At 34.8% G+C, this 16,529-nt stretch carries 16 protein-coding genes; 5 read left to right on the top strand and 11 right to left on the bottom strand.

Annotated features, from left to right (window positions below; genetic code table 11):
• Window positions 1–640: 640 nt before the first annotated feature.
• The gene (locus Q5760_RS14450; RefSeq protein ID WP_428908340.1) at window positions 641–913 is read right to left on the bottom strand and encodes a hypothetical protein; all 273 of its coding nucleotides are present in this window, start codon (window positions 911–913) and stop codon (window positions 641–643) included.
• A gap of 288 nt (window positions 914–1,201) precedes the next feature.
• On the opposite strand from Q5760_RS14450, the gene Q5760_RS14445 reads away from it, so the two are divergent.
• The gene (locus Q5760_RS14445) at window positions 1,202–1,723 is read left to right on the top strand and encodes a CarD family transcriptional regulator (RefSeq protein ID WP_428908339.1); all 522 of its coding nucleotides are present in this window, start codon (window positions 1,202–1,204) and stop codon (window positions 1,721–1,723) included.
• Window positions 1,724–1,772: 49 nt separating this feature from the next.
• Here Q5760_RS14445 and Q5760_RS14440 read toward each other — a convergent pair whose 3' ends face one another.
• The 3 genes from Q5760_RS14440 to Q5760_RS14430 all read right to left on the bottom strand — a co-directional run bounded on the left by Q5760_RS14440 (window position 1,773) and on the right by Q5760_RS14430 (window position 4,319).
• On the bottom strand, window positions 1,773–3,287 hold the full coding sequence (locus Q5760_RS14440; RefSeq protein ID WP_428908338.1) for a glycine betaine uptake BCCT transporter: 1,515 nt from the start codon (window positions 3,285–3,287) through the stop codon (window positions 1,773–1,775).
• Between the two features lie 268 nt (window positions 3,288–3,555).
• The gene (locus Q5760_RS14435) at window positions 3,556–3,852 is read right to left on the bottom strand and encodes a hypothetical protein (protein ID WP_428908337.1); all 297 of its coding nucleotides are present in this window, start codon (window positions 3,850–3,852) and stop codon (window positions 3,556–3,558) included.
• Between the two features lie 59 nt (window positions 3,853–3,911).
• Window positions 3,912–4,319, bottom strand: a complete 408-nt coding sequence (locus Q5760_RS14430) for a DUF1232 domain-containing protein (RefSeq protein ID WP_428908336.1) — start codon at window positions 4,317–4,319, stop codon at window positions 3,912–3,914.
• Window positions 4,320–4,673: 354 nt separating this feature from the next.
• Between Q5760_RS14430 and Q5760_RS14425 the strand changes: the two genes are divergently transcribed.
• Complete coding sequence (locus tag Q5760_RS14425; protein ID WP_428908335.1) at window positions 4,674–6,137, top strand: protein adenylyltransferase SelO; 1,464 nt, start codon at window positions 4,674–4,676, stop codon at window positions 6,135–6,137.
• 74 nt (window positions 6,138–6,211) lie between these two features.
• Here the strand turns inward: Q5760_RS14425 and Q5760_RS14420 are convergent, their stop codons facing one another.
• The 4 genes from Q5760_RS14420 to Q5760_RS14405 all read right to left on the bottom strand — a co-directional run bounded on the left by Q5760_RS14420 (window position 6,212) and on the right by Q5760_RS14405 (window position 8,831).
• Entirely contained in the window at window positions 6,212–7,231 is a 1,020-nt protein-coding gene (locus Q5760_RS14420) for an FUSC family protein (protein WP_428908334.1), read from the bottom strand.
• 221 nt (window positions 7,232–7,452) lie between these two features.
• Window positions 7,453–7,677, bottom strand: coding sequence for a heavy-metal-associated domain-containing protein (locus Q5760_RS14415; protein ID WP_428908333.1), 225 nt, complete (start codon window positions 7,675–7,677; stop codon window positions 7,453–7,455).
• Between the two features lie 37 nt (window positions 7,678–7,714).
• A complete protein-coding gene (locus tag Q5760_RS14410) occupies window positions 7,715–7,870 on the bottom strand; it encodes a hypothetical protein (RefSeq protein WP_428908332.1) in 156 nt (51 codons plus the stop codon).
• 94 nt (window positions 7,871–7,964) lie between these two features.
• Window positions 7,965–8,831: a protein-glutamine gamma-glutamyltransferase gene (locus Q5760_RS14405; RefSeq protein ID WP_428908331.1), complete on the bottom strand. Its 867-nt coding sequence runs from the start codon at window positions 8,829–8,831 to the stop codon at window positions 7,965–7,967.
• Window positions 8,832–9,266: 435 nt separating this feature from the next.
• Here Q5760_RS14405 and Q5760_RS14400 point away from each other — a divergent pair, with 435 nt between their 5' ends.
• Window positions 9,267–10,268: an LLM class flavin-dependent oxidoreductase gene (locus tag Q5760_RS14400; protein ID WP_428908330.1), complete on the top strand. Its 1,002-nt coding sequence runs from the start codon at window positions 9,267–9,269 to the stop codon at window positions 10,266–10,268.
• Between the two features lie 72 nt (window positions 10,269–10,340).
• Here Q5760_RS14400 and Q5760_RS14395 read toward each other — a convergent pair whose 3' ends face one another.
• Entirely contained in the window at window positions 10,341–10,646 is a 306-nt protein-coding gene (locus Q5760_RS14395) for a BC1872 family protein (RefSeq protein WP_428908329.1), read from the bottom strand.
• Between the two features lie 639 nt (window positions 10,647–11,285).
• Complete coding sequence (locus Q5760_RS14390; RefSeq protein ID WP_428908328.1) at window positions 11,286–11,876, bottom strand: guanylate kinase; 591 nt, start codon at window positions 11,874–11,876, stop codon at window positions 11,286–11,288.
• 591 nt (window positions 11,877–12,467) lie between these two features.
• On the opposite strand from Q5760_RS14390, the gene Q5760_RS14385 reads away from it, so the two are divergent.
• On the top strand, window positions 12,468–13,250 hold the full coding sequence (locus Q5760_RS14385) for a TerC family protein (RefSeq protein ID WP_428908327.1): 783 nt from the start codon (window positions 12,468–12,470) through the stop codon (window positions 13,248–13,250).
• A gap of 43 nt (window positions 13,251–13,293) precedes the next feature.
• Here Q5760_RS14385 and Q5760_RS14380 read toward each other — a convergent pair whose 3' ends face one another.
• Window positions 13,294–13,992, bottom strand: a complete 699-nt coding sequence (locus tag Q5760_RS14380) for a cell wall hydrolase (RefSeq protein ID WP_428908326.1) — start codon at window positions 13,990–13,992, stop codon at window positions 13,294–13,296.
• Between the two features lie 976 nt (window positions 13,993–14,968).
• On the opposite strand from Q5760_RS14380, the gene Q5760_RS14375 reads away from it, so the two are divergent.
• Entirely contained in the window at window positions 14,969–16,447 is a 1,479-nt protein-coding gene (locus tag Q5760_RS14375) for a sodium:solute symporter family protein (protein ID WP_428908325.1), read from the top strand.
• Window positions 16,448–16,529: the final 82 nt, after the last annotated feature.

The following is a 16,529-nucleotide window of genomic DNA, read 5'->3' as shown; positions in this document are numbered from 1 at the left end:
GATCATGATTGATAAAACTCTATTTGCCGTGCCATTTATCAAAACTAACCTGTTTCGCAAGTTCTTCATATGAACTCAATATATAAATCTCCTTTTGTTGAAAAACTAGGCTATGATTTTATCTAATTTATTATAACGAAAGAATAGGTTGCGGTGAAATGTTTAAAGTGGTCTGCGCACCAGCAACTTCTCTACTTTAACTAAATGAAAGAAATAATACTTCAATAAATAGCAATATAAAAATAACCCAATTTTCTAACATTCCCTTACATCCTTTGGCACAATGTCTATTATTATGAAAAAATGGGTTTTGTTAAACTTAATTGTTGATTTTTGTTCTAGGTATGTTGGTTTCGCTCAATAATACCTGTCCACCTGACATTGCACTTCTTAAGGTTAAAACAGTGTATTAATAATTGGTTTTTTACTAATCTATTATATAACAGATTTTTCATTAAAAACTCCTTTGCATTCAAACGAACTTTGCTAAAGGAGTTCACTCAAAGTAAGTATGTAAATAATTTACCTTTTATCAGCTTGATTATAGCATTGAATGAATAGAAAAAGCGGTGAAGGGTTATTGAACAAAATAGTTAGGATGTGATTTAAGTCAATTCAAACTTCTCTATTAAATGTCTTTTTAATCTAGTACTATGTCAAAATCGTCCCGGTAAAAAAAGCCAAATAGAATTTCGCTAAAAGTTACTTTATACGAAACAGTGCCTGATCGATTTTCAATTATTTCAGTTATCGTTCCTGTTTTATTTTGATAATCTTTAAGGTAATAAAAATCTTCAGGTTCTATTTCTCGATTAGATTCTTGAACCTTCTTAATCCTAACAGTATCACTAATTTTAATGAACAGGTGCAGGTCCTTATTTGACACCGGTTGGTCCTCTAGTTGTATATTCATTCCTATCTAACTCCTAATCAAATTTAAGTTCGGCATTTGTTTTATTCCCAATGTACCTCAAAATATCTATTAGCGTCCCGATTTATCATCCTATTTAAACCATCATTCTCCACTAGAACTGTGCCTTTTGATTAACATCTTGCCATTCTGAGATCCCAAGTTTTCACCTATTTTCTATGGTTACTATACATAAAGGGAATTAAAATGTCAACTTAGTTGACGATTAGTGTTTTTTTGTGTAAAATAATTGTAAACTAAGTTGATGATAAGTGGATGGGGGAACGTAAGATGTTTAAAATTGGTGATACAATTATTTATTCTGCACATGGGTTATGTGAAATAGATGATATATGTGAAAAGACATACTCTGGGGTAACGAGAAAATATTATGTTTTACATCCTCTATCACAGTCAAATCTAACAATTAGTATTCCTGTTGAAAGTGATAAAGTCCTTATGCTGAAAAAAATGGAAAAGAAAGAGGCTGAAGCCATTTTACAATCATTTTCAGAAGAAGGAATACCGTGGGTAGAAGATGTAAAAAAACGTAAACACGTTTATAATCATCTCGTTAATAAGGGAGATCGAAAGGAAATCGCTAAAATTGCTAATACGTTAATGCGGAAAACTCAAGAATATAATGAAGATAAAAAGAGAATGTATGATCAAGACAGGAAAATGTTACATACCATACAAAATTTATTATTTAACGAAATCGCCAACACCTTAAATATATCCTATGAAGAAATTCTTAACCAAATAGAATCAATGGTTCATAAAAGTGTAGATTTAGTTGGAAGTAAAAAATAAATCAACTTAAAAGAAGTGCTATTCAAAGTGGAATAGCACCTTTTATCAATCAAGTTCTTTTTGGTTTCGTATATAATGTTTTATGTAATTCTTTGGCTTCTTGACTAAGTGATTTTAGTAAACTAATGGTCATCAGAATCATAATCACTGAAAAAGGCAGAGCTGCAATAATCATGGTGTTTTGTAAAGCTAAAAGTCCACCAGAATATAATAAGACGATCGCAATAATAGAGAGTAACACTCCCCAAATCATTTTAATGCGATTAGGAGGATTTGCAGTACCATTTAATGACATCATAGCTAATACATAGGTTCCTGAATCTGCAGATGTGATAAAAAAGGACATAACCAGGATCATGGCAACAAATGACATGACGGTTCCAAGAGGATAGTTTGCAAATACTCCAAATAATTGTTCCTCAAGTGCAAGTCCTGAAATATTAGCAATTCCTTTTGCCTCGAGTGAAATGGCTGTACCCCCAAAAGTAGAAAACCAAAAAAATCCAACAATAGATGGAATCAGTAAAACATTAAATACAAATTCTCTTATGGTTCTCCCCTTTGAAATTCGGGCAATAAAAATCCCAACAAACGGAGACCAAGCAATCCACCAAGCCCAATAAAAGATGGTCCACGCATTAATCCATAAACGATTTTCTGCATTTAACGGTGCGATACGAAAACTCATATTCGGCAAATACTGTAAATAGCCACCAATCGTATCGGTAAAAATATTTAAGATGAACATAGTTGGTCCTATCGTAAACATTAAGATAAGAAGGAGAAACGCAAGAATCATATTAGCGTTGCTTAAGATTTTGATTCCTTTACCAAGCCCTGTTAGAGCCGAACCTATAAATAAAAAGGTAAACACAACAATAATGATTAATTGTACCCAATAGTTAGAAGGGATTTTATAGAGATAGGTAAGTCCGCCATTTATTTGTGCAGCTCCAAATCCAAGTGTTGTTGCTACCCCAAATACAGTTGATAGAATGGCTAAAATATCAATCGTCTTACCTAATTTGCCTTGTACACGATCACCAAAAATTGGTTTTAAAGTACCACTTATCGTAACCGGTTGATTTTTTCGGAAACTAAAATAAGCGAGTATTAAAGCGACAATTCCATAAATCGCCCAAGCATGTAATCCCCAATGAAAGAAGGTGAAACGCAGAGAATCTTTAACAGCCTGTGGAGTACCCGTAACACCCATTGGTGAGCTTATCGCATAATGACTAATAGGCTCAGCAGCGCCATAAAACACAAGACCAATCCCCATTCCTGCACTGAATAACATTGCAATCCAAGTCGGTCTAGTAAATTCGGGTTTATCATCTTGTTTACCTAATTTGATTCGACCCACAGGAGAGATCAATAAATATAAACAGGTGATTAGAAATAATGTAACAATAATTAAATAATACCAACCAAATGCAGTCGAGATAAATGATTGTACGTTAGCAGTTACGGATTCAAGGGTTTTTGGGGTCACAATCCCAATGATTACTAATATGGCTAATATACCAACTGAATACATGAAGACGGAAGAATTCTTTTTCATCATAAAAAACTCCAATCCAATATAGCTTTTCGATGTTTGCATCCTTTTTATTATGATGAGAAAGATGGAGGTTTATCCATTTCGATGACCAACTTAATTTGCATGATTAGTTATTCAAAAATTACTGATCTTTAGTCATTGTGATATAATATCCGAAAATAATAAAAGTTGATGGTGATTATGTCATAGAAATTACAAAAATGAGTAGATCTTATTGAATTGATTCATCAATCTTTTTCAAAAATGCTTGGGGAAATCTTTTATATCATTAAATCTGTGAAAGATATTGCCAATCAATCAAAGGTACTTGGGGTAAATCTACCATCGAAGCAGCTAGAGCAGGAGAATCTGGAAGGGGATTTTCGGTAGTTGCAAATGAAATGAGACGAATGGCAGAAGAAAGTAAAGATGCGTTTGAAAACAATTCAGTAGCTTGAAAAAGTAAATGAGTCCATCCAACGAAACAGTGTGTCAATCCAAGAAATTGCAGCCGTAGCTCAAGAGCATTTAATAGTTCAATAGAATAAATTTCTTCAACGGAAGATACATTGTTGGAATCTGCCAAATTGAGGATATAAAAAGGGGATGATGAATACAGTATTCAAACATCCCCCTTACCTGATACTATGATTTATGATCTCGATCTAATTTTTCATCAACAGCCTTCACATCAATGATGGCATCTTCTCCAAACCAAATTTTAATTCTTTCTTTTGCTTGATTTTTTGAACCCTCGTCTATAAACATAGCAACTGTAACGAGAGCACCAAATAAACCAGAAAAATCATCCGTATATCCACCTGGCAATAAATCAGGTAATAGATCTAAAGGAAGTATAAAATAACCTAAAGCACTTAAAATAACGGTTTTTGCCCATGCCGGTGTGGTCGGCTTTTTTAAAGTGTAAAACAGGAGTAAGGAAACATATACAACAGATACTCCTGCCTTTTTACCAAATTTTTTCACCTTTTTCCAAAAGGAATTCTCCGAAAAATGCTTAGAATAATCACGATCAGGAGTTTTTGTTGTCAAATAAAACAGCTCCTTTTTAAAATAAGGCTATGTTAAATGTTCCAGTTGATTTCGGTCTACGAAGACTCCTCAGGGAAAGTAAGACAAGCGAGTCACCATAAGACACGAGTGTCAAGGAGGATCAAGCGTAGCTGAGCGAAAAGTAAAGTGCCTGAAATGGAAATCAACAACCAAGTTTAACAAAGCCAACACAGTAGAACATTCTTATGATATATAACTATTATAACCTAAGCAATCAAACTTTAGTGTTTAGAAAGGTTGGATTTTGTTGAAATATTACTATATCGTATAATAAATACACACTAGCAAAAAATAAAGTTGCTTTACATATAAGTAATTTATAAAGGAGAAAATATGAATAGAGAAAAAACACATTGGAATTTTGATAACAGTTATCAGGTACTTCCTAAAATTTTGTTCAAAAATCAAACCCCAACCCCTGTAAAATCACCAGAATTGATTGTTATGAATGGATCACTGGCGGAGACATTAGGATTATCAGTCGAACACCTTCAATCAGAGGAAGGGATTAATGTGTTTGTTGGAAATCAAATTCCTGAAAATTCTGTTCCAATTGCTCAAGCTTATGCAGGACATCAATTTGGTCATTTTGCGATGTTAGGAGACGGTCGTGCTGTTCTTCTAGGTGAACAAATAACACCTGACAATCGGCGTTATGACATTCAGTTGAAAGGCTCGGGTAGAACTCCTTTTTCCCGTGGAGGTGATGGACGAGCGGCCCTTGGACCTATGCTTAGAGAATATATCATCAGTGAAGCCATGCATGGATTAGGAATTCCGACAACACGAAGTTTAGCGGTTGTAACAACTGGTGAGCCCGTCTATCGTGAAACCATCCTTCCTGGGGCTGTCCTTACTCGTGTTGCTTCAAGCCATATTCGAGTTGGTACTTTCCAATATGCAGCCAATTGGGGAAGCAGGGATGTGCTCCAAAATCTTGCAGATTATACCATTGATCGACATTATCCTGAATTCGAAAATCAGGATAATCGGTACCTAACATTCTTGAGAAGAGTCATCGAACGTCAGGCAAAACTTATTTCGAAATGGCAATTAGTTGGATTTATTCATGGGGTAATGAATACCGATAATATGACGGTCAGCGGAGAAACCATTGATTATGGGCCTTGTGCCTTCATGGACCAATATGATCCGGCAACCGTATTTAGTTCAATTGATCGGGAAGGACGTTATGCATACGGTAATCAACCCTCTATCGGCGCTTGGAATCTTGCTCGCTTTGCTGAAGCGTTATTGCCGCTATTAAATGAAAATCAAGAAAAAGCCATTGAAATAGCAGAAGGTGAAATTGCTCAGTATTTTACGATATATAATCAATACTGGTTAGCAGGAATGAGAGCCAAACTTGGAATAATGAATGAGGAACCTGATGATGAGGCGTTAGTTAATGACCTTTTACAGTTAATGCAAGAATATAAATCTGATTATACGAACACATTTCGGTCTTTTACCTTGGATAAACTTGAGGGAGAGAAAATGTTTAGTAAGGAAGAATTTAAGAAATGGTATAAACGTTGGCAAGAGCGGTTAAGTAGACAAAAGGAACCAAAAGAAGAAGTGTTAAAATCAATGAGAAACCATAACCCAGCCATCATACCACGTAACCATCAGGTCGAAGAGGCACTGAATGCTGCAGTGGAAAAAGGAGATATGAGTGTCATGAATGTATTTCTCGATGCACTTGCCAAGCCATACTCGTATACAAAGGAACAAGAAAAGTACTGTCAACTTCCTACTCCATCGAATCAACCCTATCAAACCTTTTGTGGAACTTAATCCATAACTAGAAATAAGAATGAAGCCATATCAAAAAGTGTCTGCAACGTCTGCTAGACACTTTTTGATGGTAATTAAGCCTTCCTAATATATTGTTCAACGACTGTATTTAATCGATCAATCTGATAAGCATAATTATAAATCGAAGAGCCAATCACGGTAAGCTGTAGTTTTTGCTCCTGTGTATAAGACATCATTACCTTTTCAATGAAGATTTCCGTTTCACGCAAAAAATCATCTTGGAATTGTGGCTCATTCTCTTTTATTTTACCTTCATATTTCATTATAAAGAGTTCATGGTATTTTATTAAATGTTCTAGTTGTCCATCAAATAATATATCGTCTTCTTTAGTTGGCTGACTTCTAAAATAAAAGGAGTCAATATCCTCGAGAACAATAAATCCTTGTTGAAGCGATTTGAACATTTGTTTAAATACTACCATCTCTCGTAAATCCATATTTGTTAATTTGGCTATTTTCCCACGTTCTTCATTAAATAATTTGTAGTGCTCTTCTAATTGCAAAAGTTCATTTTCTAAATGATCCATTTGCTCCCGAAAAAATTTTTCTGTCATTTCATCAGAAATGGCGGTTCTCATTAAAATGGACATATTTTGAAGAACATCTCGAACTTTTGTGACATAATTCTTCTTGTAATTTGGTGGTGCAATCAACATGTTTACTAAAAGCGCAGATAACAATCCAATGAATGTCACAAAAAAACGATGAAGAGCATAAGATAAATCTTCATTCCCAGGAGCGCTCATAACCGCTAATACTGTGACAAGTGTAAGAGAAATCGTATCAGCCATTTTGATTTTCAAACTAAAGCCGATTACAATGATCATAACAAGTCCAATTGAGAAGGGATCGTTTCCCAGAAAATAGACACCTAATAAAGCAATAATCCCACCCAATATATTGGCAATTACTTGATTCCTACCATGCTTCCAAGTACGATAAATAGATGGCTGTACGGTGTGTATTGCTGCAATTCCTGCAAATACTGATTGGTCTAAATTTAAAAGTGAACAGATATATAATGCTAATGCAACTGCAACACCAGTTTTTATAACCCTCGGTCCTAACTTCACAACCCTTGAATCCTCCATTTCCAACCTACAAAGAAAACAGATTAACACCAACCTTAAATTTTGATGTATCAAATTAAATATACTTTTAAACTTTTAGTTTGGCAATCGACATTTTACCAATAAGATAAGAACGCTCATGAACATATTAGATAAATCAACTGGGATATATAATTGAAACAAAAAACGCGAATCCCATTAATGATTCGCGTAAAAGTCATATCTTAATTCAAGAGTTCTTGATTTTGGATACTAAAGTTATGTTGTCTTAAGGTAATAATGATTCTTTCCTTAGATACTTTTGTTTCATCAAACTCAACCTTTACTTCTCCATCTTCTGTATCAATTAATACTCTTTCAACTCCATATAATTCATGAAGGAACTTTTCAATTTGTTGTATAGGTTCAGAGGATGTAGCTTCATTGATAAAAATCGTTGCTTCATTCATCAATAATAACTCCTTCTTATTACTGTTTTACCGCTACTTATTGATTTTTACCCTTATTCTTTTGTATAGATACCTCTTTCGGTAATACTGGATAATTTGCTTTATCAGCGTCTGGTCCAGTTAAGTTATTTCTTTGATCTAGAACTTCTCCGGTAAATTCAACTGGGCGTCCAATGGGATGTTTTAGTGCCACTTATTTCACCTCCACTTATTAGCATGGTTGAAAATAAGATGCAAATAAGTGGTAAATTTTCCTTAGATGGTTGAATAGGAAAAGTGCTTATTTATCATTGATAATAACGGGTTAAAAAATTATAATATTGCTCACATGAAATAGAGGGTTGATTATGGTGAATGACCGCATATTGAAATTTAGTCTGGGAAGGATTAACTCGCATTGGTCGTGAGAACTGGGATAAATAATTAAACGCAGGTCTTGTTATATATTGTGTTTGATAGGCAGATATTGTACTTCCTGGTTTACGATTTTCATTAAGAAATCGGATGATTTCTTTACCCGTTTGGATTCCGACGCCGTGTGCAAAAAATCGACCATCACTTAGGAGCACTGCGTTTTCTCCTCTTAACCAGATTACCCTAGGATTAACATCTGGATTATTAAAATAAACAACATCTCCTGGGATTATATAATCCATATTTTTTGAATGAATCCCTAGATCAGAGTCCGCATGCCAACTATATAAATAAAGATTGCGGAATAGTTGATTAAATAGTGACTGATCAATGCTCTTTAAAACCGCATGATAATAAATAATCATAATCGCAGTTGCGCATTCAAAGCCATATAAAGATCCATTCTTAAAAATATCCTCAATGGCTTCAGAAGGGAACACCCCAGATTTAAGGGAAAAACCTCCATTGCTCGTTAAATGCCAATACTTTGGATTGCAGCGTGATGTTGAAAACACTTCAAATGAAACCGAACTACGACTCATCAAAATGGCACTTGAAATTATATTCTTTCTTAATGATAGTTCAAAAAGCAAGTCATTAATGGACTCATAATAATAAAAATTAGGGTCATTCTTTAGTGCTTGAAAGATGATCTTTTCGACACTGTTTGGAGATGTCAAATTTTCTGGAATCGCACTGATACCGGATACTTGAATCAAGGTAATAACCACCCTTCCCATAGGAAATAATCTAAACAATACGGTTATATTGACCATTCTTAACAAACTATGTGAGGTAGGGGAGGAATATGAGTTAATAAATGAAACCATATCGTTGAAAGGCAGGGACTTCATTCTGCTGTATAAATATCCTTGTATATAATTCGACATATATCCGCGACAATAGAAGCAATGTGTAGGAAACTGTCAAAACATGCGCTTGCCTAGGAAATACCAGGTTTTGGGTTTTCTGGAAATCATAATTGAGGATAAATAGCAAAAATACTGAAACGGAAAAATATATGAACATAGTTAAAAATAAACAATGAACGATTATGAATAATTGATTATGATGGAGAAAAAGTATAGAGTAGGAGCCCATACAAGCAAATGTGTTTAAATAGATCATCATGGTTGATATGATAGAAAAGAAGTACATAAGAAAGGAATGTATAAATGACAAATATTCACATACCTGTTTCGGTTTTAAACTTGGCTCCAGTTCGAGAAGGAGAAGATCCTAAAGATGCAATAAATAGTGTAGTGGACCTTGCGCAGGCGACAGAAAACATGGGCTACAAACGCTATTGGATTGCTGAACATCACAATACATCGACTCTGGTTAGTTCTGCAACGGCTATCTTAATCAAGCATACGCTCGAACATACTCATCATATTTCAGTTGGTTCAGGCGGAATTATGCTGCCTAACCATTCACCTTTAGTAGTTGCTGAGCAATTTGGAACCATGGCTACCATTTATCCAAACCGAGTTGAATTAGGTCTAGGTCGAGCACCAGGGACAGATATGCTTACTGCAAGTGCCTTGAGACGTTCACAAAATGATACGGTTTATTCTTTTCCTAATGATGTCAAACAATTACTGGCATATTTTGGACCAGAAGAAATGCAAAACAAGGTGAGAGCCTATCCTGGAGTCGGGACAGGGGTTCCGATTTATATTCTTGGTTCCTCAACAGATTCGGCTTATTTGGCGGCTAGCCTGGGACTGCCGTATGTTTTTGCTTCTCATTTTGCACCACGGTATATGAATGAGGCAATTAACATTTATCGAGATCGATTCCAGCCGTCTGAATATCTTGAAAAACCGTATATGGTCGTTTGTTTAAATGTTATTGGTGCTGAAACAGATGAAGAAGCTACTTATTTATCAACGACCATGCAGCAATTTTTCCTAAATGTAGTGAGAGGCACGCAGAGTAAGTTACAGCCACCTGTGAAATCGATGGATGGGATCTGGTCGCAGGTGGAAAGAGAAATGACTTCATCTATGACAAGTGTTACCTTATCTGGAAGTAAAGAGTCGATTAGACAACAATTATCTAGATTTCAAGAGAATTATCACGTTGATGAAATCATGGCGGTTTCTTATATCTATGATAAGGAAAAACAAAAACGATCTTATGAAATATTTAAAGAAGTGGTTGAGGGAAAATAGGTTTCTGAGGGGGAAGGAGAAATAACCTGTCCATATCAGCAAAGGGATGATATAGACAGGTTATAACAAGGACTAGAACCATGCATCATCAATCGAACTAGTATCTGCGATTAAATATGCTGCATTGGTAATGGCTTCTGCTAAAGTATCACCTGTAGCACAGAAATCGTCAAAGCAAACCTCAAAATTTTCCTTCTCTGTATAGGAAATCCCATACTCTGTCAATTTTTCAACGAGTAGCATGGCGTGAGTTAGATTATGCTCGGGTTGAAAATCAGACGTAAGGATAAATTGATTTTTTTCGAAATCATACCAGCGATCAAATCGGTTTAACTTCCAGCCTAGAATTTTCCTTGCTACTGTATCTGTTTTGTTCATACCAAATTCCTCCTGCATCCAGATTTTTTTATATTTTAACACGGACCTTATTATTAGCCTATTAAAATGAACTCCTATATGAAACAAGTATGTAAATATCTATGAAAAAGGAAATCGAATAATGACAAGAATAATACAAGTTATCGAAAACATACTCTTAGATTGTATGTTTAATTGATTACTTTTTCATAAAGGGCTGATGGCATTGAATAAGTATCGACAGACGCCGATTGTTTTTGTCGTATGTGCGGTCGTACTGTTTATCTTTTTAGCTATACATGCCATACGACACACAAAAATTTATATTGTCTATAGTTCAGGTATAGGTCCATTTTTATTGATAGGTGCAATCCTATTAGTGTTCGTCTTTTTATTTGTTAGAAAAAGAAAGTAGATCGTGAATAAAAAATGCACACAAGTTCGAATGGGGCGAACAATGGTGTGCATTTTTATTTTATAAATAAACATTCACTATCATGATCAGGATGCTATTCTCATTGTGTTGGTAAGGTCAAACGTAGTCTGTTATACTCCTATTATGGAGAAGGTACGCAAAAGGAGAGGAAATGGTACATGGTTCCAAATCCAACTTATTGAACATTGTACCATAGAAATATAACGTAGATATCAGAAACGGTATTAATAATCCGTTATGATTAAATTTCTTTCTAGGAAGGATTCGATGACTTCACTGATTTGATATGAAACTTGAGGTAGATCAAAGTTTTCGAAATAATGCTCACATTGATTTTTATAATTCATCGTTTCATGGTAGTGATTCATATGTCGTTTAATATCCTCTTCACTTTCTTGTCGAGCTTTTAGTCGATTAAATACTGTATCTTTATCCGCATATATGAAAAATCTGGTCACGCGGTCACCATACATTTGTTTTAACTTTTCAGTTCCTTCTGGGTTTAAAGTTAGATAAACAAGCTGATTATTTTTAAACGCATCCACAATGTCTTGCTCTCGGATACCATAGTGGAAACCATCAATTTCAACACTCTCAAGAAATTCTTTGTTTTGATCCATTTTCTTAAATTGTTCTAGACTTACAAAATGATAATCTTCACCGTCTTTCTCATAATGGCGTGGTGAGCGAGTTGTGTAGGAGAGAACTGTTTCCATATCAAAAGAAGTAGCTACCATCTTTGCAATTGTTTTCCTCCCAGAACCATCTGGCCCCGTGTAAATAAACAGTTGTTCCTTTTCTTTAATCGTATACATTCGAGTTCCTCCTTTTTTTGGACATTTTTCTCTGCTTGATTGAGAATTCATACGTTTGCGTGAATAGTGAGAAGTATGACACCTCCATTATATCATATCGGATTAAATAATGGAAAATTCAGACAAGTATTTTTATAGACAAAATTTTATAAAAAGTGACAAAAGGGAAGATAACAAAAAGGTAATATCATCAATTTTACCTTTTTTTATAATAAATGATCCTGTTAATTAAGAAAGGAAATACTTAAAAAAATATTACAAATATTAGAGTAACGTAAATTTTTAAAAATGATTAAATTAGTCATTGACAGTTGACCTTTCTGTCTCGTATATTAATAGTATAAATTTTAATAATCGATCTCCTAAAGGGGAGTAGCTTTTACAACAAAGTCGTCATTTCGGATGCACAAGCACCCGGCTTTGTTGGCAACTGATATGTTGTTAGCAAGACCTTTACCAGTCGGGTAAAGGTCTTTTTATTTTGAGAGAACCTTTACCTGGAAACGGGTAGAGGTTTTATTTATTTAAAATTGTAAAAAAAGGATAAGGTTCATCTTTAAACAAAATAAAAGTTTCATAGGAGGTAATTCATTGGACATTTCAATCATTTTAGAATACGGCTGGGTTTTACTACTTTTAATTGGATTAGAGGGTTTGTTAGCAGCGGATAATGCACTTGTATTAGCTATTATGGTGAAACATTTACCAGAAGATGAGAGAAAAAAGGCGCTGTTTTACGGGCTTGCTGGAGCATTTGTTTTCCGGTTTGGCTCCTTATTTATCATTTCTTATTTAGTCGACGTTTGGCAAATTCAAGCCATTGGAGCTTTATATCTGTTATTCATTGCTATTAATCATATTGTTCGAAAGCTTTTGCTTAAAAGGAATGGAGAAAGAACCGTGGATAAGGAGAAAAAGCAAAAAAAAGCTGGTTTTTGGGGTACCGTATTTAAAGTAGAGTTAGCCGACATTGCCTTTGCTGTTGATTCAATTTTAGCAGCTGTTGCTCTCGCTATGACTTTACCTAATACGAATTTACCCAATATCGGTGGAATGGATGGAGGAAAATTCTTAGTTGTATTTGCAGGGGGACTCATTGGGCTTATTATTATGCGATTTGCAGCAAATATTTTCGTAAAACTTTTACATTCTAGACCGGGTTTGGAGATTGCTGCTTTTGCGATTGTTGGTTGGGTTGGGGTTAAATTAGCTGTTTTAACGCTAGGTCATGAAGCAATTGGAATCATTCCACATGATTTTGCTCACTCGACAGAATGGAAATTAATCTTTTACGTAGTTTTGCTATTGATCGCTGCAGCTGGTTGGTTTTTTACCGGTGCTAAGAAGAAAAGTGAAAAGGAAACAATGGCTTAATAAGAGTAAAAGGGGCGTTTCGACACGCCCCTTTTACTCTATATTATCTTTTAAAGACATGATCCCCAATGACAACCGTTGTTTCTCTTGTATCTAACCAACGATTAGTGGCAATATCTGGATTATAAAAAAACAAAGAATCACCTGAAATATCTTGTCCATCCGATAAGGCTGCATGAACAGCTTTTACAGACTCCTCGTTTGCTGGCTTGTTGATTTCTCCATTGGACACAGGTTGAAATTGACCTGATTGATAAATCACACCTGAAATGCTATCAGGATATTGTGTACTTTCCATTCGATTCAATACCACTTCGGCTACAGCCACTTTCCCTTCAAAAGGTTCTGTATTGGCTTCTGATCGTACTAATCTAGCAAGCAAATCAATTTCCTCCTCTGTAAGACTTGCTGCAGTTCCAGCAACAGGGGAAGTGGATTCTCTTGAGGTAGTTTCAGTTTTAATAGTTTTAACAGCTTGAACAGATGTCTGCTTTTCTTGGACCGTATGTTCATTTTTTTCATTTGTTCTCTCGTTTGGTTTGACAATATTTACGGTTTGTCCGACATATATCAAATCTAGATTATGAATTTGCGGATTAGCAGTTGTGATTTCATTTAGTGTTAAACTGTTGGCTTTTGCTATTTTTGTTAAAGTGTCTCCTTGTAAAACCGTGTATGCACCAGCAGGGGATGCTACAAGAAATGTTGCGAAAATAATGAGTACTATTGTAATTTTTTTCAAAACAGGTCCTCCTAGTTGATTTTAATTTGCATCTATTAAGCTTGCATCTAAAAATATTTCTATGAGGAGATAATATGTAATAGTATTACAGTTGGTTTACATAAGTATGACAGGTCAGTTATAACGGTTTAATCTTTTATATCAGTGTTTAATGAATTTGATCATAGATTGGCATGCGTTGATAACTAAAAACACTATGTGCTAATTACACAATATAAAAATTCAAAATCCCGTTCAATATTCAAAGAAAAACAGAATATTATTCTCGATCAATAATTTTTGATATTAGGAAAAAGAAATGTCTCCCTCTTAAAACAAGAGAGAAGTGAATATATCGTCAGGTTCAGATCATATTAAGGAATAGTTAGGATGGTAATAATCAAATAGGGGGTTATTCAAATCGTTTCTTATTATGAAGATTTTAATGAACATAAAAGAAGACAATTCGCACAACAAATTTTCAATGAAGCACAGGATGGATATTATCAATCTTCAATGGATTTCTATCAAGCCGTTACGAGTGAAGTAAGAAATATTTCCGATCAAGCCATTACTATTTTAATGAAACAAAAGAGATCGTATGATTAAATGGAAAAGCAGCAAAAGGTCTAAACCAGAGAAGGTCGGGTTAGACCTTTTTTATTATTTTTCTATTATCTGGATAAACTAAAATTCCCGTTACGCAATAGCAAATTTTATTGATTGTAAGTAAATTCTTCCATTTAATTCAGCAATATGATAAAAAGAAATATGAGTTGAAAGCATGTTGATTATGTCTAAAGGAGTCGTATTATGGAAAAAAGAGAATTAACTTGGGTCATAATAAGTGTTACTTTAATTTTACTCGCTTATTTTATCCCCTATACATTCTTGTCAAATGTTGCAAAATGGTACGGAAGCTTTATATTTTGGATTTTACTGGGTTTGGTAATAATCGGGGTTAATTTGATTATCACAAAAGATTGGAGGTCTTAAGTTGGATCAAGGCTATATTTGGTTAGGATTTTCTATTTACATCGCTTTATCATTATATGTGGCCTATTTATCCCGTAGTGGCAAAGAGAATACCATGTCTGGTTATTTTCTTGGGAATAGAAAAATGAACGGTTTTGTTTCTGCTTTAAGTTACAGCGCTACTACATATAGTGCATTTATGATGGTCGGATTGTCAGGCTTGACCTATCGTGGAGGGGTTGGAGCACTTGGGTTTGAAATGGTTTATTTCATGGGAGTTACATTGGTAGCGTTTTTCGGACCTCGATTTTGGATCGTGGGAAAAAAATATGGATACGTTACACCATCTGAAATGTTAGGAGATCGCTATGATCATAAGATGGTGGCAGTAGTAGTTGCCATTTCTAGTTGTGTTTTTCTTATCCCTTATAGCGCCGTACAACTTGCAGGAGTTGGTTATTTAGTAGAAGGGATGACAAATGGCGGTATTTCTTTTACTACAGGTGTTATTATTGCAACCATTTTGGCCATCGTCTTTTCTTTTATTGCGGGAATTCGCTCAGTTATGTGGACAGATTCACTTCAGGCATTGGTCATGATTGTTGCTTCAACCTTAGTTGTTTTATTATTAATTGATGGATTAGGAGGTTTCAGTGAATTTTTTGGCCATTTGGAAAAAAATCACCCTAAATCATTAACGGTACCAGGAAATGGGTTCTGGAGTTTTACAACCTTTTTATCCATGACCATTCCATGGTTATTTTTTAGTCTTTCTAATCCGCAAGTAAGTCAACGTTTATATATGCCATCATCGTTTAAAAGCTTAAGAGGCATGTTAATGGGATTTCTTGTGTTCGGCTTTATTTATACGATTGTTTCTGTATTATGGGGATTTTCAGCGCTAAATTTATTTCCCAATTTGGAAAATCCAGATGTAGCAACACCAAGTTTACTGGCATCAGATCTTGTACCAACTTCCCTTGGTATCATTGTAATGGTGGCAATCATTGCAGCAGCCATTTCAACGATTGACTCGATTCTCTTAACGCTGGCATCGCTTTTTGCACGAGATGTATATGGGAATTTGAAACAAAATACCACAGAAGCAAAGCAATTACAAATTGGAAAATGGGTTATGCCCGTAATTGCCATTTTAGCTTTCGCTTTCGCAGAGATGCAATTAGATTTAATTGCCGTCCTGTCTGTAGCCTCATCAGCAGGATTAACCGTTTCAGTTCCAGCTATTATTGGTGCATTTTTCTGGAAAAGAGGGACTGCAGCAGGTGCTATATCAAGTGTGGTCATCGGAGGATTGCTTGTATTAATTCTAGAATTTACCACTTTAAAACCATTTGGAATAGGTTCTGGCGTATGGGGGCTAATAGTTTCTCTCATCCTTTTTATCTGTGTGAGTCTTATGACCAAACCACCAACTCAAAAAGCAACCGAATTTATGGGTTACATACAGACAGAAATGAAACAAAGTTTATATAAAAAATAAAAACGACAAGGACCTTCCAGTTATTGGAGGGTCCTTGCGTTTTATCGAAATATTTATAGATAACATCTATAAGTTAATGGGT

This window comes from Niallia sp. Kr1 (assembly GCF_050389805.1).
In the GTDB taxonomy this organism is placed as follows: Bacteria; Bacillota; Bacilli; order Bacillales; family Cytobacillaceae; genus Bacillus_BD.
Note: the sequence above shows the minus strand (reverse complement) of the source record. Positions and strands in the feature narration are given on the sequence as shown.